The organism is Variovorax sp. 3319 (genome assembly GCF_031456585.1).
In the GTDB taxonomy this organism is placed as follows: domain Bacteria; phylum Pseudomonadota; class Gammaproteobacteria; order Burkholderiales; family Burkholderiaceae_C; genus Variovorax; species Variovorax paradoxus_P.
Genome location: NZ_JAVDUZ010000015.1, coordinates 106,429 through 128,375, shown reverse-complemented (window position 1 = coordinate 128,375; position 21,947 = coordinate 106,429). Strand labels below are relative to the sequence as shown.

General features: G+C 67.6%; 20 protein-coding genes. 7 read left to right on the top strand and 13 right to left on the bottom strand.

Annotation, left to right across the window (positions count from 1 at the left end; genetic code table 11):
• On the top strand, positions 1–1,247 hold a 1,247-nt coding region (locus tag J2X67_RS25780), incomplete at its 5' end, for an autotransporter outer membrane beta-barrel domain-containing protein (protein WP_309957706.1).
• Between the two features lie 34 nt (positions 1,248–1,281).
• Here the strand turns inward: J2X67_RS25780 and J2X67_RS25775 are convergent.
• Together J2X67_RS25775 and J2X67_RS25770 are read right to left on the bottom strand one after the other, a co-directional pair.
• Positions 1,282–1,953, bottom strand: a complete 672-nt coding sequence (locus tag J2X67_RS25775; protein ID WP_309957705.1) for a heme-binding beta-barrel domain-containing protein — start codon at positions 1,951–1,953, stop codon at positions 1,282–1,284.
• 48 nt (positions 1,954–2,001) lie between these two features.
• Entirely contained in the window at positions 2,002–3,312 is a 1,311-nt protein-coding gene (locus J2X67_RS25770; RefSeq protein ID WP_309957704.1) for a hemolysin family protein, read from the bottom strand.
• A gap of 23 nt (positions 3,313–3,335) precedes the next feature.
• Here J2X67_RS25770 and J2X67_RS25765 point away from each other — a divergent pair, with 23 nt between their 5' ends.
• A complete protein-coding gene (locus J2X67_RS25765; protein WP_309957703.1) occupies positions 3,336–4,178 on the top strand; it encodes a symmetrical bis(5'-nucleosyl)-tetraphosphatase in 843 nt (280 codons plus the stop codon).
• A 20-nt stretch (positions 4,179–4,198) separates the two neighbouring features.
• On the opposite strand, the gene J2X67_RS25760 is transcribed toward J2X67_RS25765, so the two are convergent.
• Positions 4,199–4,915 carry a GNAT family protein gene (locus J2X67_RS25760; protein ID WP_309957702.1) on the bottom strand — a complete coding sequence of 239 codons (717 nt, stop codon included), beginning with the start codon at positions 4,913–4,915 and terminating at the stop codon, positions 4,199–4,201.
• 114 nt (positions 4,916–5,029) lie between these two features.
• Between J2X67_RS25760 and J2X67_RS25755 the strand changes: the two genes are divergently transcribed.
• Positions 5,030–6,511: a PLP-dependent aminotransferase family protein gene (locus J2X67_RS25755; protein ID WP_309957701.1), complete on the top strand. Its 1,482-nt coding sequence runs from the start codon at positions 5,030–5,032 to the stop codon at positions 6,509–6,511.
• Here the strand turns inward: J2X67_RS25755 and J2X67_RS25750 are convergent, their stop codons facing one another.
• From J2X67_RS25750 to J2X67_RS25715, 8 genes are all read right to left on the bottom strand, one after another.
• Positions 6,512–7,492, bottom strand: a complete 981-nt coding sequence (locus tag J2X67_RS25750) for an ABC transporter substrate-binding protein (RefSeq protein WP_309957700.1) — start codon at positions 7,490–7,492, stop codon at positions 6,512–6,514.
• A 37-nt stretch (positions 7,493–7,529) separates the two neighbouring features.
• Positions 7,530–8,693, bottom strand: coding sequence for a cytochrome c (locus J2X67_RS25745; protein ID WP_309957699.1), 1,164 nt, complete (start codon positions 8,691–8,693; stop codon positions 7,530–7,532).
• Position 8,694: 1 nt separating this feature from the next.
• The gene (locus J2X67_RS25740) at positions 8,695–9,483 is read right to left on the bottom strand and encodes an ABC transporter ATP-binding protein (RefSeq protein ID WP_309957698.1); all 789 of its coding nucleotides are present in this window, start codon (positions 9,481–9,483) and stop codon (positions 8,695–8,697) included.
• Positions 9,477–10,559 carry an ABC transporter permease subunit gene (locus J2X67_RS25735; protein ID WP_309957697.1) on the bottom strand — a complete coding sequence of 361 codons (1,083 nt, stop codon included), beginning with the start codon at positions 10,557–10,559 and terminating at the stop codon, positions 9,477–9,479. The genes J2X67_RS25740 and J2X67_RS25735 overlap by 7 nt, the downstream gene beginning before the upstream one ends.
• Entirely contained in the window at positions 10,556–11,557 is a 1,002-nt protein-coding gene (locus tag J2X67_RS25730) for an ABC transporter substrate-binding protein (protein WP_309957696.1), read from the bottom strand. Before J2X67_RS25730 ends, J2X67_RS25735 begins: the two co-directional genes overlap by 4 nt.
• A 24-nt stretch (positions 11,558–11,581) precedes the next feature.
• On the bottom strand, positions 11,582–12,406 hold the full coding sequence (locus J2X67_RS25725) for a class II aldolase/adducin family protein (RefSeq protein ID WP_309957695.1): 825 nt from the start codon (positions 12,404–12,406) through the stop codon (positions 11,582–11,584).
• 147 nt (positions 12,407–12,553) lie between these two features.
• Positions 12,554–13,663 carry an LLM class flavin-dependent oxidoreductase gene (locus J2X67_RS25720; RefSeq protein WP_309957694.1) on the bottom strand — a complete coding sequence of 370 codons (1,110 nt, stop codon included), beginning with the start codon at positions 13,661–13,663 and terminating at the stop codon, positions 12,554–12,556.
• A 34-nt stretch (positions 13,664–13,697) separates the two neighbouring features.
• On the bottom strand, positions 13,698–14,702 hold the full coding sequence (locus J2X67_RS25715) for an ABC transporter substrate-binding protein (protein ID WP_309957693.1): 1,005 nt from the start codon (positions 14,700–14,702) through the stop codon (positions 13,698–13,700).
• A gap of 109 nt (positions 14,703–14,811) precedes the next feature.
• Between J2X67_RS25715 and J2X67_RS25710 the strand changes: the two genes are divergently transcribed.
• The 4 genes from J2X67_RS25710 to J2X67_RS25695 are packed head-to-tail and all read left to right on the top strand — an operon-like array spanning position 14,812 to position 19,275.
• Positions 14,812–16,056 carry an acyl-CoA dehydrogenase family protein gene (locus J2X67_RS25710; protein WP_309957692.1) on the top strand — a complete coding sequence of 415 codons (1,245 nt, stop codon included), beginning with the start codon at positions 14,812–14,814 and terminating at the stop codon, positions 16,054–16,056.
• Positions 16,053–17,036, top strand: a complete 984-nt coding sequence (locus tag J2X67_RS25705) for an ABC transporter substrate-binding protein (RefSeq protein WP_309957691.1) — start codon at positions 16,053–16,055, stop codon at positions 17,034–17,036. The genes J2X67_RS25710 and J2X67_RS25705 overlap by 4 nt, the downstream gene beginning before the upstream one ends.
• Complete coding sequence (locus J2X67_RS25700) at positions 17,033–17,653, top strand: cysteine dioxygenase (RefSeq protein WP_309957690.1); 621 nt, start codon at positions 17,033–17,035, stop codon at positions 17,651–17,653. The genes J2X67_RS25705 and J2X67_RS25700 overlap by 4 nt, the downstream gene beginning before the upstream one ends.
• Entirely contained in the window at positions 17,650–19,275 is a 1,626-nt protein-coding gene (locus tag J2X67_RS25695; RefSeq protein ID WP_309957689.1) for a rhodanese-related sulfurtransferase, read from the top strand. Before J2X67_RS25700 ends, J2X67_RS25695 begins: the two co-directional genes overlap by 4 nt.
• A 92-nt stretch (positions 19,276–19,367) precedes the next feature.
• Here the strand turns inward: J2X67_RS25695 and J2X67_RS25690 are convergent, their stop codons facing one another.
• Both J2X67_RS25690 and J2X67_RS25685 read right to left on the bottom strand, forming a co-directional pair.
• Positions 19,368–20,834, bottom strand: coding sequence for a DEAD/DEAH box helicase (locus tag J2X67_RS25690; RefSeq protein WP_309957688.1), 1,467 nt, complete (start codon positions 20,832–20,834; stop codon positions 19,368–19,370).
• Between the two features lie 131 nt (positions 20,835–20,965).
• A complete protein-coding gene (locus J2X67_RS25685) occupies positions 20,966–21,844 on the bottom strand; it encodes a neutral zinc metallopeptidase (protein ID WP_309957687.1) in 879 nt (292 codons plus the stop codon).
• Positions 21,845–21,947 lie beyond the last annotated feature (103 nt).

Sequence of the window (21,947 nt, the reverse complement as noted above, 5' to 3'; positions counted from 1 at the left end):
CGTTCCGCCTGGCCGGCGGGCATGTGGATGCAGGGGCCTACGAGTACCGGCTGCATGCGGGGGATGCCTCGGGGGCGGGGGAGAACTGGTATTTGAGGTCCGGCATCATCGTTGCGCCGCCACCTCCTCCACCACCGCCGCCAGCGCCACCAGCACCTTCGCCATCGCCATCGCCTTCGCCTGCGCCATCGCCTTCTCCGGCACCGGCACCCGCACCCGAAAACGGCGACCCGCTGCGCAATGACGGCTCACAGAACCCGTCGGGCATCACCGTGCCCACCTACCGCGCCGAAGTGCCGCTGTATGCGGCGTTGCCGGAGCAGTTTCGCCAGTCCAACCTGGCCATGGTGGGCAACCTCCACCAACGTGTGGGCGACGAGAGCATGGTCCCCACCGGCCCTGCTGCGTCCAGCCAGGGCCTGCGCCAGGGTTGGGCCCGCATCATCAGCATGGACCGCACCATCAGCCAGGCAGGCACCGTGAGCCCCATCAGCGAGGGGCGCCTTACGGGCTTCCAGGCCGGCAACGACCTGTGGGCCGACCCGAACTGGCGCATCGGCTTGTACGTGGGCCAGCTCGATGGCGACGTGCGCGTGAGCGGCTTTGCGCGCGGGGTGCAGGGCTACGCGGCAGGCTCCAACGACTTGCGAAGCCAGTACCTGGGCGCCTACGCCACCTGGAAGAACGACGGCGGCCTGTACGTGGACGGCGTGCTGCAGGCCGGCCGCCACCGCTACACCGCGGCTACAGACATGGGCGCTTCCAGTTCAGGCAAGGGCCGCAGCCTGCTGGCTTCCATCGAGGTGGGCCAGGCATTCCGGATCTCGCCGGAATGGATCGTCGAGCCGCAGCTGCAGCTGGTGCACCAGCGCGTGAACCTGGACGACACCGGCATTGTCGGCGCCGTGGTGCAGCAGGACAGCCACAGCGGCTGGCTGGTGCGCGCAGGCGTGCGCATCAAGGGCGAGCTGACCACCAGCGCCGGGCCGCTGCAACCCTATGCGCGGCTCAATGTGTACCGCAGCAGCAGCGGCACCGACGTGGCGCGCTTCGTCGGCCCGGCAGGCTACACAGACATTGCCACCCGCACCGGCGGCACCAGCACCGAGCTTGCGGCTGGCGCCACGCTGCGGCTCACCCAGAACATGAGCCTGTATGGAGAGCTCGGCAAATTCTGGGCATCGGGCGGCGACTCGCGCACGAAGAGCGGCCTGAACGGCAGCGTGGGCGTGAAGATCCGCTGGTAGGGCTGGCGGCCGCTATATCGGCCGCTCTCGACCTCTACCTGGGCGAGACCACCACCGCCGCAGGCGCGTCGGGCATGGCCAGCGGGTTGAGCCCGGGCGCGGCAACCCGCGTGAGCGTATTGCGGTCGGTGTGATGAAAGGGTTCGGCCCGCCCCTGGATCTGCATCACGGTGTCCTGGTCGTAAGACCACGTGCCGTCGGCGTTGATGGTGACCGTGATGTTCCACTCCAGCGTGGTGAAGGCCTCTTCGATGAAGGGGTTGGACACGATGCCGTTCACCAGGCTGCCGCGCTCGGCGGCGAGCGTGAAGCGCGTGTCGCCGGCCTTGGCATGGCCGCTTGCCATGGCCACCTGGCCGCGCGGAATGGCCAGCGTGTGCAGCACCGTGCCGGTGGCCGGCTCCCAGAGCCAGTAGCCCACCTGGTCGTGGTACATCTTGGTGAGGCCCGGCTTGTGGATGTAGGTGTGATAGCGCAGGCCATACAGCAGCTGCGGGCCGTTGGTCTGCGGATCGATGGGCTGCAGTTCGTAGCGCTCGACGTAGACCTGTGTCTTGGGGCCTTCGCGCTTGGGCTTCACGTCCACCCCGCGGCTGCCCTCCCAGATGCCGGCCATGGCGCGCAGCGGCCCCAGGTTGGCAAGGGTGTCGGGGTCGGCATTCGGCTCGGTGTAGATGTCTTCGGTCATGGTGAGGCTGTCGATCATGCGATCGAACGGTGGGTCTTTGATTTTTCTGGTGGGAGCGAACAGGCGCTAGTCGCCGTGCCCAGCCGTGTTGTCGGGTGCGGCCAGCACCCGGTCGATCCGGCGCCCTTCGAGCGCGGCAATCTCGAAGCGCCAGCCCGCGCATTCGATCACCTCGCCTGACTTGGGCAGATGGCCCGAAACGGCCATCAGCAAGCCTGCAACGGTGTTGTAGCGCCCGCGCTCCTCCTCGGGCAGCTCGCGAATGCCAAGCCGCGCACGCAGCTCCGAAACAGGCATCAGCCCGTCGAGCTCCCACACGCCGTCGGGCCGCTCGCGGGCCCATGCATCGGTGAGCGTGCCGGGCTGCAGCTCTCCGGTAATGGCTTCGAGCATGTCGCGCGGCGTCATGAGGCCCTGCACCACGCCGTATTCGTCGACCACGAACACCAGGCGGCCGCCGCGTTCGCGGAACTGCTCGAGCAGCTCCATGCCAGTAAGGGTTTCGGGCACGAACACGGCCGGCGCGGCCTCTTGCCCGAGCACGCCCGCGTGCTCCGTGCCCAGCCTCAGCAGATGCGCCACGCTGATCACGCCCACCACGTCGTCCAGCGAATTGCGGCACACCGGGTACCACGAATGCACGATGTTGAGCGCGCCCGCGTCGGCCACCTTCTTGAGCGCCTGCGCCACGGTGTCAGAGGCGTCGAGCCATTCGATGTCTGCGCGCGGAATCATCAGCGACGACAGCCGGCGGTCGTCAAGGTGAAACACGTTGCGCACCATCTGGTGCTCGTGCTGCTCGATCACGCCGGCGTCCACGCCCTCTTCCAGGCTGGCCGAAATTTCTTCCTCGGTCATGGAGCGCGCGGCGTTGGCATCGATGCGCAGCAGCTTCAGCACGGTGGCCGTGGCGCCCGCCAGCAGCCACACGAACGGCTTGGCGCCCTTGGCCAGCCCGCGCATGGGGCGCGACACCCAGCGCGCCACGGGCTCCGGGTAGAGCTGGCCGATGCGCTTGGGCACCAGCTCGCCGAAGATGATGGTGAAGAAGGTAATGCCGGTGACCACCACGGCGGTGGAAACCACGCTGGCCGTGCCGCGGCCCATGCCGAGGTTTTCCATCCACACCGCGAGCGGCGCGGCAAAGGCGGCCTCGCCCACGATACCGCTGAGCATGCCGATCGACGTGATGCCGATCTGCACGGTCGAGAGGAAGTGGGTCGGTTCCTCCATCAGCCGGAGCGCGGCCTCGGCGCCGGCATCTCCCGTCTCGGCCAGCGCTGCCAGGCGCGCGCGCCGGCTGGTTGAAAGGGCCATTTCGGACATTGCGAACAACGCATTCAGCGTGGTCAGCAAGGCCAGCAGGAGAACATCCATGAACAGGGGGTGAAAATAAGGAAATGGCACTTTACTTGATCGGCGACATCCAGGGCTGCGACACCGCCCTCCAGAAACTGCTCGACACGATCGGTTTTTCTCCCAGCCGCGACACCGTCGTGCTGCTCGGCGACCTGGTCAACCGGGGTCCCGAATCAGCCGCCGTACTGCGCCGCGTGCAGGGCTACGGCGCCTCTGCGCTCAGCCTGCTGGGCAACCACGACCTGCATCTGCTGGGCGTCGCGCACGGCGCGCGCAAGCCCGGCCGCAAGGACACGCTGGCCGGCGTGCTCGAGGCGCCCGACAGCGAAGCCATGCTCGAATGGGTGCGCCAGCAGCACATGGCGCTTCACATGCAGATCGATGGCGGCGACCTGCTCATGGTGCACGCGGGCGTGCTGCCGCAGTGGACCGTGGGCGACACGCTGGTGCTGGCGGCCGAGGTCGAATCGGTGCTGCGCGGGCCGGCGCTCGGCGAATTCTTGCTCACCATATACGGCAACGAGCCCGCGCAGTGGAGCGATTCGCTCACCGGCAGCGCGCGGCTGCGCACCATCGTGAACGCGCTCACGCGCATGCGCTTCTGCTCGGCCAAAGGCGTGATGGAGTTCGAAAGCAAGGACGGCGCCGCCACCGCGCCCGAGGGTTTCATGCCCTGGTTCGACGTGCCCGGCCGCAAGACCGCCAACGCCACGGTGGCGTTCGGCCACTGGTCCACGCTGGGCTGGCTATCGCGGCCCGACCTGCTTTCTACCGACACGGGTTGCGTCTGGGGCGGCTGCCTCAGCGCGGTGCGCATCGGCGCGACGCTGGACGAGCGCGAGCTGATCCAGGTGAAGTGCGAGCAGGCGCAGAAGCCGGGCTGACACCGGCAGGCCCGCAAGCCTCAGCTGCGCGGCAGGCGAAAGCGGTCGAGCGCCATGCGCTGCCTGCCTCGGGCGTCGAAATTTTCCGGCGCAAGCCAGCGCTCGAATGCCGTGCGCAACGCCGGCCAGTCGCTGTCGACAATCGAAAACCACGCGGTGTCGCGGCTTCGGCCCTTGTAGACGATCGCCTGCCGGAAGATGCCTTCGAACTGGAAACCCAGGCGCAAGGCAGCGCGCTTCGAAGGCTCGTTGAGGCTGTCGCATTTCCATTCGTAGCGGCGGTAGCCGAGCTCGTCGAAGGCCAGCTTCATCAGCAGGTACTGGGCTTCGGTGGACATGGGCGTCTGCTTCAGCAGCGGAGAAAAAACGACGGTCCCCACCTCGATGCTGCCGTGGGCCGGGTCGATGCGCATCAGCGCCAGCGTACCGACAGCCCGGCCGCTCTGCAGGTCGATGACGGCGAAGTGCATGGGATCGGCGCTCTGCGCGGCGCTTTCGATGTAGGCCCGGGTACTTGCCGCGTCGGCGGACCGGTCGAAGAACAGGTAGGTCCAGTCGCGATCGTCGGGCGCCATTGCATAGGCGGCATGGAGATCGTCGGCGTGCCTGGCGGCATCGAGCGGTTCGAGCACGCAGCAGCGCCCCACGATGGGACGGCGTGGCGGCTTGGAACGGGGGGTCCATTCGGGCACCAGGGGACCGATGGCCTGGCCGTATTCGTTATGGCGAACTGACATGGGGAGACTTTCGGAGGCAAGTAGCGGCAGTGCCGGAGAACGGTAAAGTACGTGCCGCGTGGCACTGTTGTAAGTACCACGCCATGTTCATTTCATGGTGCCACGTTTTCGCTCATGAGCAACCTTCCCCACCTTGACGCGGCCGCGCTGTTCGAATCCCCTTTGGCGCGTGACCGCGACGCCGGCTCGATGCAGCGCCAGCTGCACGAGCGCCTGAAGCGAGCGATTCTTGACGGCAGCCTTGTGCCGGGCTACCGGTTGCCCGGTTCGCGCGCGCTGGCCGAATCGCTCGCTGTCTCGCGCAATACCGTCACCGCAACCTACGAGCATCTGGCTGCGGAGGGCTACGTGCGGCCCGACCGCCAGGGCACGCGGGTCATCGAACTGGCCTCGCCGGCGTTGCCGCGGCGCCCGGGCAAATCCGCCGGTGCCCCAGCCACCGCACGTCGCCTGGCCGGCATCAAGCCGAGCACGCCTTTCACCATTCCGGATGCGGCGCTGCGCCCGGGGGTGCCTGCGCTGTCGCACTTTCCATCCGCAGCCTGGCGGGGTGCGCTGGACCGGGCCATGCGCGCCGCCGGCCCTGCAACGCTCGGCTACGGACCTCCGCTGGGCGAACCGCAGCTGCGCGCAGCCATCGCACGGCACCTGGCCATTGCGCGCGGGGTCCGATGCGAGGCATCGCAGGTGGTCATCGCCGAAGGCGCGCAGGAAGCCATCTCCCTGTGCGTGCGGCTGCTGGCGAACCCCGGCGAAACGGGTTGGGTCGAAGACCCGGGCTATCGCGGTGCGAAGGCGGCCATGCATGCCGGCGACATGCGCATCGTGCCCATGCGGGTCGACGCCGAGGGCCTGTGCGCAAGCGCGAGCGACTGGCAGAAGCACCCGCCCCGGTTGGTGTACACCACGCCGTCGCACCAGTACCCGGCCGGTGCCGTGCTGAGCATTGCGCGCCGCCTGGCACTGATCGCGCAAGCCCGCAGGCACGGCGCCTGGATCATCGAGGACGACTACGACAGCGAGTTCCGCCACACCGGCGAACCCATCGGAGCCATGCAGGGGTTGGTGGACGATGCACCGGTGCTCTACATCGGCACCTTCAGCAAGACGATGTTCCCGTCGCTGCGGCTCGGCTTTCTGGTGCTGCCGCGGCAGCTCATGGCGGTGGTGCAGACCGCGCTCGGTGAAATGCTGCGCGGCGGCCACCGCCACGAACAGCTGGCCATGGCCGACTTCATCGAGAGCGGGCAGTTCAGCCGGCACCTGGGCCGCATGCGCCGGCTCTACCGCGAGCGGCAGCAGGCGCTTCGGGTGGCGCTGACCCGGCACCTCAAGGTGCCGCACCAGATTGACGGCGGCTATTGCGGGTTGCATCTCACGGTGCGGCTGCCTCCCCGCTTCGATGACCGGCGAATCGCCGCCGAAGCGCTGCGCCATCAAATCGCGCCCGTGCCGCTGTCGAGCTTTGCAATACAACCCAGGGCGGCGGACAACGGGCTGGTGCTGGGCTACGGCAACACCTCGGCGGAACTCTTCGAGCCGCTGGTCAAGCGCCTGTCGCAGCTGGTGCGGTCCGCGGAGCGCGGCCTGGCGTGATCAGCCCTGGCCAGCCACGCCAAAGCCCGTGTCGAACGTGCCCTTCACATCGAGCGGCTGCTTGATGAGCCCCACCTGCCGATAGAAATCCGCCGTGCCCTGCTGGTCGGCAATGACCTGCGCATCGATCGGTATCCACTTCTGCCGGCGCCGCTCGAACTGCAGCTTGGCGGCCTCGGGCGGAATGCCGATGATGCGTGCGAGCGCGGCCGAGTAGGCATCCACGTTGCGGTACGACCAGAGCTGCGCCTTCACCACGCGCTGCAAGAAGTCTTGCAGCACGGGGCGCTTGGCGGCAATGGCCGCATCGGTGGCCGCCAGGTAGCTGAGGCCCGGCAGCAGCCCGCGCCCGCTGACGAGCACGCGGGCGTGCTGGCTTACCTCGGCCATTGCGGTGTAGGGCTCCCACGTGGCCCATGCATCGACCGAGCCCTGCGTGAGCGCAAGCTTGGCATCGGCAGGCGCAAGAAAGCGGATGTTCACCTCTTCGGGCTTGAGCCCTGCCGCGGTGATTGCCTTGAGAGTAACGTAGTGGCCGATGGAGCCGCGGTTGGTTGCAATGCTCTTGCCCTTGAGATCGGCCGCGGTCTTGAGCGGCGAATCGGGCCGCACCAGCACTGCTGTTCCATACGAGTCGGACCGGTTGGCACCGATCGCCTTGACGCGCGTGCCCGCGGCAAGCGCAAAGATGAGCGGCGCATCGCCGATGGGGCCGGAGTCGACCGCCGCGGCGTTCAACGCCTCGGCGAGCGGCGCGGCCGCAGGAAATTCGGACCACTGGATCTCGTAGCCAAGGCCCTCAAGGCCGTTGGCCGCTTCGAGCAATGCACGCAGGCCGCCCTTCTGGTCGCCGGCCTTGAGCACTTGGCGGCCTTGTGCGTTGGCCTGGAACGAGATGGCGGGCAAGCCGATGGCCGTGGCCGCAGCGAGGCTGTGCGCAAGCAGCCGCCGGCGCGCTCTGTCGGGCTGTGATGTGTTCATGGGTGTTCTCCGTGTCTGTTGCGGTTGAAAAAAACGGTCAGTGGATAAAGCCGCCCTTGACGAAGCGCACCGGCTCTGCGTCCATGCGGGCGATCAGCGCGCCCAAGCCGTCAGCGGGCGAGACTGAACCCTGCCCTGCCAGGGCCGGTGCGCGCTCGCTGCGGCAGACCAGGTCGTCGTCGGACCAGCCCGCCTTGCCGGGCTCTCCGCGCACGCGCAGCCAGCCGTCCCGGTCGGCAATGAGCTGCGTGCCGGCGAGGCGGTCTGTTCCGGTTATCAAAGCCAATGCCTCCCATGCGGCGGCGGACTGCGCAATGCAATCGGCGGTGGCGCCCGATGCCATTGATGAGGGCGGCACGAGCAGCACCGTCACGAGCCGAGGGTCTTCGGCAGGCGCTGCGTTGCCGGCGACGATGCGCACACGCTGCCCGTGCCAGCTTGCGAGCATGCGCGGCGGCTGCGAGTTGCAGCGCACCGCCATGTCGGGCAGGCCGACGGGCTGCGGCCAGTTGCCGAGCGCGCGCAAGCTCCGCCCGGCACCCAGCGCCTTCATGTAGTCGATGAGCGCCCAGGCATCGGCCTCGTCGATCTTTGCGCCGAAGCCTGGCATCGTGGCCCCGCCCTGCCGTGCATCGCGCGTGCCGTGAAGAATGCGCCAGAGCAGGTCGCCATCGGCACGCCGCCATAGCAAGGGGCTGCTCAGGTTCGGCGGCCAGACCGCCAGCGAGGCCGCGAGCGGCCCCTCGCCATTGCCGTCGGCACCGTGGCACACGACGCAGTTCTGTTCGTACAGCACGCGGCCGCGTGCGATAGAGGCTGCTGTAAACCCAGGCGGCGCGGCGTGAAAGCTGGTCGGCGTTGCGGGCACCAGCAGCACATGCGCCTCCGGCCATGGCGCGGCAATCAGCAGCATCGGCACCATTGCCAGAAAGTAGAAGCGCGGGCGCCGCCACAACAACGCGAGCAACAGCGCAAGCAACGCCGCTGCAACAAAGACCAGCGTCCACGCAAGGCTGCGTGCCTGGCCCAGGTCGATCAGCAGATTTTCGCCAGAGAGGCGGAGCGACCATGGCCACGCCGGCTGGCCGTGCACATGCTGCGCGAGCCCGAGCGCATCGAGCACGCGCAGCAGCTGCAGTTGCGCACCTTGCAGCAGGCCGATCAGCAGGTTGAGCCAATCGGCCTCAGGCGCGCTGTTCATCTCACCAAGTGGCGTCGAGCCCGAGGTACCTGAGTGCTTCGTGACGCAACTCAGCCAGGCGCGCGTGGCCGCGGTGGCGAGGGTACGGCAGGTCGACCACGATCTCGGCCGCAACGCGCGCCGGCCGGTCGCTCAGCACGATCACGCGGTCGGCAAGAAACAGCGCCTCTTCCACGTCGTGCGTCACCAGCAATGCCGAAAAGCCCGCGCGCTGCCACAGGTTGACGAGTTCGCTCTGCATTGCAATGCGCGTGAGCGAGTCGAGCTTGCCGAGCGGCTCGTCGAGCACCAGCAGCTGCGGGTCGTTGACGAGTGCGCGCGCCAGTGCCACGCGCTGCGCCATGCCACCCGAAAGCTGGTGCGGAAAGACCTTTGCAAAGTCGCTCAGGCCCACGAGCTTGAGCGCCTCGTCGACACGCCCGCGTTGCGCCTTGAGCACGCCGCGCGCCTGCAGCCCGAGCGCCACGTTGTCCCACACGCTGCGCCAGGGGTAGAGCGTCGGGTCTTGGAACACGACGATGCGCGACGGATCGGGCCGCGTGATCGGCGCATCGTCTTGCGTGATGCGCCCGGCCGTGGCCGGCTCCAGGCCAGCCACCAGCCGAAGCAAGGTCGACTTGCCGCAGCCGCTCGGCCCCAGCAGCGCGACAAACTCGCCGGGCTTCACCGCAAGGTCGATGTCGTCGAGCACCTGCAGCGGCCCCGCGGGTACGTCGAACCAGTGGCTCACACCGCGAATATCGATGTGCGCCCCGGCCTGGCGCACGCCTGCATCGGCAATGGCTACCATTTCACGGTTCCTTTCTGCCACGACAGCACGCGGTCGCGCACCTTGAAAAGCAGCGTGATCAGGCCCGAGCACAGCGCGGCCATCACGATCAGCGCCGCGTACATGTTCGAGTACGAAGCCCACCCCTGAGCCCACGAGAGATAGAAGCCGAGCCCCGCCTTCACACCCATCATCTCGGCCGTGACCAGCACCGAGAACGCCGCACCGAGCCCCATGAACAGCCCCACGAACACCTGCGGCAACGCGGCCGGAATGGCCACGCGCAGCACCAGGAAGCGCTCGCTCGCGCCCATGGTGCGCGCCACGTCGTAGTAGTTGCGATTGACGCCCGCCACGCCGGACCAGGTGAGCACCGCCACCGGAAAGCCCGTGGCCAGCGCAATCAGGAACACCGCGGCCGCATAGCTCGACGGAAAGAAGAAGAACGCGAGCGGCAACAACGCCGAAGCCGGCACCGGCCCCACGAAGCGCAGCACCGGATGCACCCAGTACCCCGCGATGCGCGACCAGCCGATGGTCACGCCCGTGAGAAAGCCCGCGAGCGCACCCAGCACAAAGCCGTGCGCCAGCAAGCGCGCCGAGTGCAGCAGGCTTTCGCCGAGGCGACGCCAGTCGTCGATGTAGGTTTCGACCAGGCTTTGCGGCGGTGCGAAGAACGGCGTGGGGAGCAGCGCGAGCTTGGCCGTCGCAATCTCCCAGATGGCGAAGAGCACGGGCAGTGCAACCAGCCAGGGGCCGGCAGGCCGCAGCAGGCGCGCGGCTCGGCCGGCGCGCGAGCCGAGCAATGCGGCCGCAAGGAGCAGCGCACCCACGGCAATGGCCGCAATGCCGAACTCGTCCGTGTAGGCCCAGTCGCTGAAGCCCACGGCCTGGTTCGGCCAGTAGATGGTGAGCAAGCCGAGCGCAAGCCATGCCGCGGCGGCGGCGAAGCCGATGCGCCATGTGGGCAGGGCCGCCTGGACACGGGGCGACGCCGGTGCGGGAGCAGATGTGCGTTCGGGCGCCGCGGCTCCCTCCCTGGCCCTTCCCCGAAAGGGGAGGAAGTCGAAGCCCAATGCGGGGTCGGGGGTGCTCATGCCAGCGGATCGAAAGAAACGTGTTCGGCAAAGCGCACCGGGTCGGTCGTCTTCTTGAGCACCCCGACACCGCGGAAATCCCGCGCGTAGAACTCCACCTCGTTGCGCAGGTTCTTGCCGAGCGGATGGTGGTTGTGCGTGAGCGTGCCCAGCAGCGCACGCAGGTCTTCCACCGGCACCTTGGGCGAATACCTGGCGAAGAGCTTGGCCGACTCGTTGGGGTTCTCGGCCACGTAGTCCGACGCCTGCGCAATGGCGCGCACCAGCGCAGCGACGGTCGGCTTGTCCTTGCGCACCAGCTCGCCGCGCGCGCCGACGATGCAGCAGACCTTGTCCTTGTATTCGCCGGAGAGGTTGCTTGCAATCTCGACAAAGGCGCCCTTGTTGCGCTTCTCGATCAGGTAGACGTTCGGGTCGCCGTCGGCAATGGCGTGGATCTCGCCCTTTTGCACCGCAATGTCGAGCAGGTCGGCCGGGTACTGGCGCCAGGTCACGTCCTTGTCGGCATCGATGCCGTTCTTCGCAAGCAGGATCGAGAAGAAGTTCTTGCCCGGGCTCGCGATGTCCGACACCCCGATGATCTTTCCCTTGAGGCTTGCAAGGCTGGTTGCGCCAGCGCTCTTCGCGCCCACCAGCCGCACGCAGCCGCCATGCGAACTGCCGACGATCTTCACGTCGAAGCCCGACTCCAGCGGCTTGAGCCAACGGTGGATCATGCCCACCGCAGCATCGGCCTTGGCTGTTGCAAGCGACTCCAGCAGCTGGTCGGTAGAGCCGGTGTAGTTGATCAGGTCCACCTGAAGGCCGTTGCGTTCGAAGTAGCCGCGCTCTTGCGCCACCACCACGGGCGACAGGCAGAACGCAGCGGCGTTCCAGGCGAAGGTGAGCTTGCGCGCCTGCTGCGAGAAAGCCTGCGAGGCAATCAGCCCGCCCGAGGCAACCACGGCGGCGGCGGCGCCCGCGCGCAAGATGCTGCGGCGTGTGAAGGATGCGGTCATCGAGAACTCCGTTGGTTTTTGTCTTCAGTCCAGCAGCTCGGGTTCTGCTTCGACGAGGCCTTGATAGAGGCTGTCGAACGAGTGGATGGCCCCCTCCGGGCCGCCGATCTGGCTGTGGGTGTGGCGCGCCGTGGCTTCGTCGATGGGCTGCGGCTTGCCGGCCGCTTCGGCCAGCAGCTGCGTGTGGCAGGCGTTGTCGAGCGCTATGTACCACCACGCGGCAGCCTCCACCGTGGGGCCTGCGGTCAGGATGCCGTGGTTCTTGAGAATGGCGCCCTTCTTGTCGCCCAGCGCCTGCGCAATGCGATCGCCCTCGCTGGTGTCGACCACCATACCGGTGAAGTCGTCGAACAGCGCCACGTCTTCGTGGAACACGCAGCTGTCCTGCGTGATGGTGTCGAGCTTGCGGCCCAGCGTGGACCATGCCTTGCCGTAGGTCGAATGCGTGTGCGCGGCGGCAACGATCTTCGGGTTGTGCTCGTGAATGGCGGCGTGAATGGCAAAGGCGGCCTTGTTGAGCGGCTTGTCGCCGATCACGGTCTCGCCCTTGGCGTTGACCAGCAGCAGGTCGGACACCTTGATGCGCGAGAAGTGAATGCCCAGGGGGTTCACCCAGAAGTGATCGGTGAGCTCCGGATCGCGCGCAGTGATGTGCCCCGCCAGGCCCTGTGCAAAGCCGAAGCGCGCGAACAGGCGGAATGCACCCGCCAGGCGCTCCTGCCGGTGGCGGCGCTCGGCCTGCACGCTGGTGCGCGGCGGGATGGGGTCGAACCAGTATTTTTGCTGCGGATTCGGGTTGCGCCGAAGCGCGAAGCCGGCATCCCAGTCGATCGACAGAACTGCACTCATGAAAGATGTCCTCGTGTTGGGTGTTGCTCCTTCCCCCTCCGGGGGAAGGTTGGGATGGGGGCGAGGGGCGTTCGCAAGGCCGCAGTGTTGTTAAGGCCGCTTGCCCCCACCCCTGCCCTCCCCCGGAAGGGGAGGGAGAAAGTCAGTTCAGGCCGCCTTGCGTTGAGACTGCAGGCGCTGCGCCACCAACTCGCGCGTGCGCGGAATCAGCTCGCGTCCGTAGTCCGTCGCATCCTCCAGCGGATCGAAACCGCGGATCAGGAACGTCGTCACGCCCAGGTCGTAGTAGTCGAGCAGCGCATCGGCCACCTGCTCGGGCGTGCCGACGAGCGCCGTGCTGTTCGAGCGGCCGCCAATTTCTTGCGCAACCGCGGTCCACAGCCGCTTGTCGAGGCGGGTGCCCTTCTCGGCCGCGGCCAGCAGGCGCTTGGCGCCTTCGCTCTGCTGCGGGCCGCCGCGGTTGTAGCCCTGCACAACGCGCAGGCGTTTCGTCTCGGCAAGGATGTTGTCGGCGCGCGCCCATGCGGCTTCTTCGGTCTCCGCCAGGATCGGCCGGAAAGACACCGAGAAGCGCACGCTGCGCCCATGTTTGGCCGCTTCGGCGCGAACGCGGGTGGTGAGCTCGCGCGCCTGGTCGAGCGATTCGCCCCACAGCGCATACACGTCGGCGTACTTGCCGGCCACGGGAATGGCGGCCTCCGATGCCCCGCCAAAATACACCGGCACGTGCGGCTTGCCATTGCGCGTCTGCACCGGCTTCACTTCGGAGAATGCATTCTGGAAGCGGTAGTGCGCGCCCTCGTGATCGAAGGGCTTCTCGCTGGTCCACACCTTGTGCAGCACCTCCAGGTATTCATCGGTGCGCGCGTAGCGCTGGTCGTGGTCGAGCCAGTCGCCGTCGCGGCGCTGCTCTTCGTCGGAGCCGCCCGAGATGTAGTGCACGCCGAGCCGGCCGCCGCTGAACTGGTCGAGCGACGCAAACTGCCGCGCGGCCAGCGTGGGCGCAACAAAGCCGGGGCGATGCGCCAGCATGAAGTGGATGCGCTCGGTGACCGAGGCGGCGTAGGCCACCGTCAGCGTGGCGTCGGGACTGGTGGAATGGTGCGGCACCAGCACGCGGTCGAAGCCCGCGTTCTCGTGCGCCTGTGCAAAGGCGCGCACATAGTCGCGGTCGATGGCCGGGCCCTTGGCGGCATGGATCTCCGAGACCTTCTGGCCCTGGATCATGCCGATGAATTCAACGTCGTTCTGGCTCATGGTGTCCTCGTTTTTTCAGGTGGATGCGGGTTGTTCAGGCGGCAGGCGGGCGCAGCACGTTCTCGAAGCTGCGGTCCCACAGGGGCTTCACGTCGGCGGGGCCGTCGAGCACGCCGATCTTCAGGAAGGTGTCGGCCACTTCCTGGTGGCTGCGCACCACCGCATCGGTCACGGGGCCCAGGCTGTAGTCGCCGCTGCGGCCGTTGAAGAGCTCGACCAGGTCGCCGATGGGCACACGCGTCTCGGCCGACTGCGCACGCGCATAGGCCAGGAAGTTGCCGTTGATCCACGCGAACGAACGCTGCAGGCGCTGCAGCAGGTCGCTCAATGCCGCGCGGCGCAGCGCGTCATCGAGCGCACGCGGGTTGGCGTAGATTGGAAAGTTGCCTGAGAGATAGCCCACGCCGGTCTTGATGGTGCGTGCGCCGTACTGCGTGCGCGCAAGCTGGCCGTTGTAGCCGTAGATGGCCCACGCATCGAGATCGCCGCGCGCAAAGGCCGACAGCCCATCCGCCGGCGTGAGGCTCACGGCCTGTATGTCGCTGAACGAGAGCCCCGCCTCTGCCAGCTGCCTGGCCAGGTAATAGTGCGAGGTGGTGGCGCGCACATAGCCCACGCGCTTGCCCTTGAAGTCGGCAATGCTGCGGATCGGCGAATCCTTGCGCGCCAGCGTGGCCTGGTTGTTCAGGTCTTCATGCGTTACGGCGACCAGCTTCACGCTCGATTTCTGGCGCGCCGCAAACACTGGCGGAATCTCGCTGCCCGAGCCCAGGTCGAGAGCATCGCCGTTGATGGCTTCGATGTGCAGCACGCCGTTGTTCAACTCGCGCCAGTCGATCTTGTAGGGTGTGCTGGCCTGGCCCGAAGCGTGCAGCAGCGGCCGCCAGAGGCCCTTGTAGGTGCCCACGCGCAGAGTCACGCCGGAGAGGTCGCGTGCCGGTGCCGCGGCCCGCGAAGCGCCGGTTGCAGCGGCCATGGCGCTCCAGGCCGCGGCGGCCTGCAGCAGGCGGCGCCTGTCGAGTGGCAATTCAGGTTTCATGCCCCGGACCGTACCGGCGCACACAACAAAAGCGAACGCAGAAAAACGAGTTTGCATATGCGGGATGCGTCGTTTCCGCCTTGGCACGGGGCCGGTACTGTGCGCAACCATGAGTGCACTTCCCTTGCGCCGCCCGCCGGCCACCAACGAAATTCCCGCGCCTGGCACCGCTTCGGCCGCAGTCGACAGCGCCCTTCTCGCGCGCCTGTCGGCCCGGTTCGCGGCCACGGCAGCCGACCACGATCGCAGCGGCGCCTTTCCGCGCCAGAACTTCGAGGCGCTGCAATCGCATGGCCTCGTCGGCCTGGTGGCCCCCGCGGCGTACGGCGGTGCCGGCGCCAGCCTGGCCACTGCGCGGCGCGTGATCGCGGCAGTGGCGCGCGGTGAACCTGCCACTGCGTTGATCCTCACGATGACCTACCTGCAGCACCACGCGCTTGCGCGCAGCGACAGCCGCTGGCCGCTGCACCTGCGCGAACGCGTGCTGCGCGATGCGGTGGAGCGCGGCGCGCTCATCAATGCGCTGCGCGTGGAGCCCGCACTAGGCTCACCGGCGCGTGGCGGGCTACCCGCAACCATTGCCCGCCGTGAAGGCAACGGCTGGAAGATCGACGGCCACAAGCTCTACACGACCGGCATCGAAGGGCTCTCGTGGCTTGCCGTATGGGCACGCACCGACGAAGCCGCGCCGCGCACAGGCGTGTTCCTGGTGCCGCGCCATGCGCCCGGCGTTCGCGTGATTGCAAGCTGGGACCACCTGGGCCTGCGAGCCTCCGGCAGCCATGAAGTGGTGTTCGAGGGCGTGGCGATCGACCTCGACCATGCGGTCGACCTGCGCGCCCCGGCCGACTGGGCGCCCGACGCGGGCAGCCAGACGGACATCGACGCGCACGCCACGCAGCAGGCCTGGATGACCGTGCTGCTTGGCAGCCTCTACGACGCAGTGGCACAGGCCGCGAACGACTGGTTGACCAGCTTCCTGAACCGGCGTGCGCCCGGCAGCCTGGGCGCGCCGCTTGCGAGCCTGCCGCGCGTGCAAGAGCACGTGGGAGAAATTGCCGCGCTGCTGCGCACCAACCGCGTGCTGCTCGACGACGCGGCCCGCGCGGTCGACCAGGGCCACGCGCAGCCTGCCACCGAGAGCGGTCTGCTCAAGTACACCGTGACGGGCAACGCGGTGCGCGCGGTCGAAATTGCGCTGCAGCTGAGCGGCAACCACGGCCTTGCGCGGCAGAACCCGCTGGAGCGGCATCACCGCGACGTGCTGTGCAGCCGCATCCATACGCCGCAGAACGACGCCATACTGATTGCGGCGGGCGCTCGCGCATTGCAGGCATCGGGAGTTGCCGCATGACCAGCCTGCTCCTGTCCAAGGCCTCGCGCCGCAGTTGGCTCCAGCATGGCACCGCACTCGCACTGGCGGCTGCCGTCCCCATGCGCGGCTTCGCGCAGCAGCCGCAGACCACACTGGTGCTCGGCGACCAGGCCGGAGGCCTGCGCGCACTCTTCGAGGCATCGAAGGCGCTAGAGGGCGTGCCCTTCGCCTATCGCTGGGCCAACTTCCAGGGCGCGGCGCCGCTGTTCGAAGCGCAACGCAGTGCGGCGGTCGATACCGCGGTGGCCGGCGACTTGCCGGTGCTCGCCGCGGCAGTCGGCCGCACGCCGCTGAAGATCGTCGCCACGCGCGTCGGCAAGGCCGATGCGCTGGGCATTGTGGTGCAACCCGAATCGCCGCTGCGCAATGTGGCCGACCTGCGCGGCAAGACCGTCATCGTTTCATCGGCCCGCGGCAGCATTTCGCAATACCAGCTGTATGGCGCGCTCGAGGAAGCCGGCGTACCGCGCAGCGAGGTCACGGTGAAGTTCGTGCTGCCGACGGATGCGGCCGCAGCCTTTGCCTCGAAGCAGATCGACGCGTGGGCCGTCTTCGACCCCTACTACACGATTGCACTGCAGCAGGGCGGGCGCATCTTGCGCGATGGACGCGGCATCAACACCGCGTTGGGCTTCATTACTGCAAGCGAGCCTTCGCTGGCGGACCCCGCCAAACGCATTGCCATCGTCCAGTTTCTGGACCGGCTGGCGCGGGCGGGCGAATGGGCGCTTGCCAACCCTGAGGCCTATGCGCAGGCCTACAGCCAACTCACACGGTTGCCCATCGAGTCGGCCCGCATCATCACCGCGCGGGCGTCGGTCACGGGCCGTCCGGTGGCCGAAGCCGACATCGTTGCCTTGCAGGCGGTGGCCGACCGTTCCGCGCGCGACGGCATCCTGCCGGTGCGCGTGGACGTGCGCGCGATTACCGATGCGCAACTCTGGAAACGGCCTGCATGACGGCACCCGAGGTTGCCGCTATCGCGCCGCTGCGCGATTTCGTGGGCGCGTTCGGCCGGCTGCTCGACAGCGCGCCCGATGAGCCGCGCATTCTTCTTGAAGGTCGCGCGCTGCTTCGCAAGCTGGTCGCGCAAGACGGCTGGCTGCCCCAAGCCTTCGCGCAGCCCGACCCTGTGCACTACCGGCAGTTTCTGCTGCATGCCGACAGCACCGAGCGCTTTTCTGTCGTGAGCTTTGTGTGGGGACCGGGCCAGGCGACGCCAGTGCACGACCACACCGTGTGGGGCCTGATCGGCATGCTGCGCGGCGCCGAATACAGCCAGGGCTATGCGGTGGGCAGCGATGGGCGGGCCCGGCCGCAAGGCGAGGCGGTGCGGCTCGACGCCGGTGCCGTGGAGGCGGTGTCGCCCACCGTGGGCGACCTGCACCGCGTGCACAACGCGCACGATGACCGTGTCTCCATCAGCATCCACGTGTACGGCGCCAACATCGGGGCCGTGCGGCGGCATACTTACCCGGCCGAGGGCGGACGCAAGCCCTTTGTTTCGGGTTATTCCAACACGCTTCTTCCCAACCTGTGGGACCGCTCCGCCGAACTCCGATCGACATCCGCATGACGACCACCACTGCCTTTCCCCTGCTGCCCTTTGCCGCCGTGCGCGCACGCCTGCTTGCACGCGAAGAAACCGCGCTGCTCGACGTGCGCGAAGAAGATCCCTTTGCGCAGGAGCATCCGCTGTGGGCCGCGAACCTGCCGCTCTCGCGCATCGAGATCGAAGCCTGGCGGCGCATTCCGCGGCCAAGCACCTTCATCGTGCTCTATGGCGCGCATGACGACGTCGACCTGGCGCCGCTCGCCGCGCAGACGCTGGCCGCGCTGGGCTACACCAACGTGCATCTGCTCGAAGGCGGCCTCGAGGGTTGGCGCGCGGCCGGCGGAGAACTGTTCCGCGACGTGAACGTGCCGAGCAAGTCTTTCGGCGAACTGGTGGAGCACGAGCGGCATACGCCATCTCTCTCCGCGCCTGAAGTTAAGGCGCTGGTCGAAGCCAAGGCGAACGTGGTGGTGCTCGATGCGCGCCGCTTCGACGAATACCAGACCATGAGCATTCCCTCGGCCACCAGCGTGCCCGGCGCGGAGCTGGTGCTGCGCGTGCGGGAGCTCGCACCCGACCCGGCCACACAGGTGATCGTCAATTGCGCGGGCCGCACGCGCAGCATCATCGGCACGCAATCGCTGGTGAACGCGGGCATTCCCAACCCGGTGGCGGCGCTGCGCAACGGCACCATCGGCTGGAAGCTTGCGGGGCAGGTGCTCGACCACGGGGCGAGCCGCCGCGCGCCCGGCGCGGTGACCGATGCGCACCGCGCGCAAGCCCAGGCCGATGCCCGCCGCGTGGCCGACAAGGCCGGCGTGCGGCGCATTGCGCTCGATGCGCTGCACACGCTCGAAGCCCCGGAGCGCACGCTCTACCGCTTCGACGTTCGCACACCCGAGGAATACGAGGCCGGCCACCTGCCGGGCTTTGCAAGTGCCCCCGGCGGGCAGCTGGTGCAGGAAACCGATCATCAGGTGCCAGTGCGCGGCGCGCGCATCGTGCTGGCGGACGACGACGGCGTGCGCGCATCCATGAGCGCATCGTGGCTCGCGCAGATGGGCTGGGAGGTGTATGTGCCCGATGCGGTGCCCGCGGCTTCATCGCTCACCGAGACAGGGTCGCCTGCGCCTGTCTATCCGCCCATTGCCGCTGCCGTCGCCCAGATCGAGCCCAAGGCGCTGGCAGCGCTGCTGGCACAGCCCGGCACTGCGGTGATCGACGTGACCACCAGCGCCAACTATGTGAAGCGGCACATTCCCGGTGCCTGGTACGCCATTCGCGCGCAACTGGCACAGGCCATAGGCACTGCAATCCCACCATCGCGGCGCTACGTGCTTACCTGCGGCAGCAGCCTGCTCGCGCGCTATGCCGCGGCCGATTTGCGCGCGTTGCTCGATGCGCGCGGCCAGGGCGATGCGGAAGTGCTGGTGCTGGCTGGCGGCAACGCGGCGTGGTTTGCTGCGGGCCTTGAGGCCGAATCGGGCGAGACGCGGCTGGCCACGCCGCGCACAGATCGCTACCGCCGCCCCTACGAAGGTACGGACGCGCCGGCCGAAGCGATGCAGGCGTATCTGGATTGGGAGTTCGGGCTGGTCGCACAACTGGCGCGCGACGGAACGCATCACTTCAACGTGATCTGAGCCTTTTTGCGCGGCACGGGGCCCAAACAAAAAAGCCGGCATTCGCCGGCTTTTTGTGAGCGAAGCCGTGCCGAAGCAGGCCTCTGGGCACGTCAGTTCGTCTCGGCGCTCTTGAACAGCGCGGCAACCTTGCGCTTGGTCTTGATGTTGCTCGAGATGCCGCGCGCGGGCGCGGCCTTGGCGGCGGCCTCCCAGTCGGGAGCGGCTTCGCGCTCGCCCGGCTCATAGGGCTTATCGAAGAACGGATCGCGCGGCGCGGCGGGGGCACGATGCGGGCGTCCGCCGCCGCGGCGCGCATCGGCACCGATGCTGCTGCGCTCGCGCGGCTGGTCGAGCACGTCGCGTGCGTCGCCGGCTTCGCCCTCTTCGCGCCAGTGCCGGCGTCCGTCGTTGATGCGGCCGCGCGGCTTGTCTTCTTCGAACTCGACGGGTTCGAGTTCGATCTTCTTCTTGATCAGCTTCTCGATGTCGGCCACCAACCGCGCATCGTTGCCGCCGCTGGCAAAGCTCACGGCCAGGCCCGAGGCGCCGGCACGGCCGGTGCGGCCGATGCGGTGAACGTAGTCTTCGGCGTTGAACGGAATGTCGAAGTTGAAGACCGCAGGCACGTCCTTGATGTCGAGCCCGCGGGCCGCGACGTCGGTACACACCAACAGGTCGACCTCGCCGGCCTTGAACGAGGCAAGCGCTTTCAGGCGTTCGTCCTGGCTCTTGTCGCCGTGCAGTGCGGTGGTGCGAAGGCCGTCGCGCTCGAGCGAGCGCGCGAGGCGTGCGCAGCCGAGCTTGCTGTTGACGAACACAAAGGCCTGCGTAATGCCGCGCTGCTTGACGATCTGCTTGAGCGCACGGCGCTTGTCGTCGTCGGACACGCTGTAGAAGTGCTGCTCGACTGTGGAGGCCGTTTCGTTCGGGCGCGCCACCTCGATGGTGACCGGGTTCTGCAGGTAGCTGCTGGCAAGGCGCTTGATTTCGGGCGAGAAGGTGGCCGAGAACAGAAGCGTGGTGCGCTGCTTGGGCAGGTAGCTCAGGATGCGCTGCAGGTCGGGCAGAAAGCCGATGTCCAGCATGCGGTCGGCCTCGTCGAGCACCACGTACTCAACCTGGTTGAGCACCGCGTTCTTGGCTTCGATGTGGTCGAGCAGCCGGCCGGGCGTTGCCACCAGCACTTCGACGCCCTTCTTGAGCTCGAGTGTTTGCGGCTTCATGTCGATGCCGCCGAACACCACCGTGCTGCGCAGGTTGGTGTACTTGGCGTACAGCTTGACCTGCTGGGCCACCTGGTCGGCCAGTTCGCGCGTGGGCAGCAGCACAAGTGCACGCACCGGGTGCCGCGCGGGCGAGGTGGACGCGTTCTCGTGCTTGAGCATGCGCTGCAGCAACGGCAGCGAAAAAGCCGCGGTCTTGCCGGTGCCGGTCTGCGCGGCGCCCATCACGTCCTGCCCCGAAAGCACGACCGGAATGGCCTGCTCCTGGATGGGAGTCATGGTCTCGTAGCCCATTTCGGCTACGGCGCGCGCCAGCGGTTCCGCCAGCGATAGATTGGAGAAGGAGCTTGTCATTAAGCCTTCTATTGTCGCATTGCCGCAAAAAATGGCAGTGACGGCGCCGTGACAACGTCCGCGCCGGTCGTATTGCTATTTATTTAATAGCATCATGCTCAATGTTTGCGCGCCCTGCGGCGCACAAGCGGTCAAAGGCTGCGTGCGCTGAAGGTGTCGCAAGACTTGATATCGCCGCTCTGGTACCCCGCGCCGAACCAGCGTTGGCGCTGTGCGCTGGAGCCGTGGGTAAAGCTGTCGGGCACCACGGCCCGGCCCGCAGAACGCTGCAATGCGTCGTCGCCGATCTTCTGCGCGGCGTTCATGGCGGCCTCGATGTCGCCCGGCTCGAGCCACTTCTTCGACTCTTGCGAATGGTGCGCCCAGATGCCGGCAAAACAGTCGGCCTGCAGCTCGACTCGAACGCTCAGCGCATTGTTCTGCGACTGGCTCAGCCGGCCACGCATGCCGTCCACCTTGGCGGTAACGCCGAGTTCGTCCTGCACATGGTGGCCGACCTCGTGCGCAATGACATAGGCCTGCGCAAACTCGCCCGGCGCGCCGAGCTGGTTCTTGAGCGTGTCGTAGAAGCCGAGGTCGATGTACACCTTCTTGTCGCCGGGGCAATAGAACGGCCCCATGGCCGACTGACCGGTGCCGCAGGCCGTGGGCGTGGCACCGCGAAACAGCACGAGCCGGGGCGGCTGGTAGCTGCCGCCGTTCTGGCGAAAGATGTTCGTCCAGACCACTTCGGTGTTCTTGAGCACTGTCGAGACGAATGCCGCCTCGCGGTCGCTCGATGGCGGCTTGGGTGCGGGCCCTTGTTGCTGCTGCACCTGGGCGGGGTCTCCGCCGCCGCTCAGCAGGCTGAGCACCGTGAGCGGATTGATGCCGAAGATCCAGCCGGCAACCAGCGCAACCGCAATGGTGCCAATGCCGATGCCGCGGCCGCCGATGAAGCCACCACCGCCGCCGCCCTCACTGCGGCGGTCCTCGACGTTGTCCGATTGTTCGTTGCCTTCCCATCTCATCGCAGTCTCCTTGCCGGGCGGTTGTGCCGGAGCGTCGCTGGATGGTACTTTGTCCGCGCGGGTGCCTTGTAAGCAAAACAGGCATTTGCATGCCTGTGGTGAC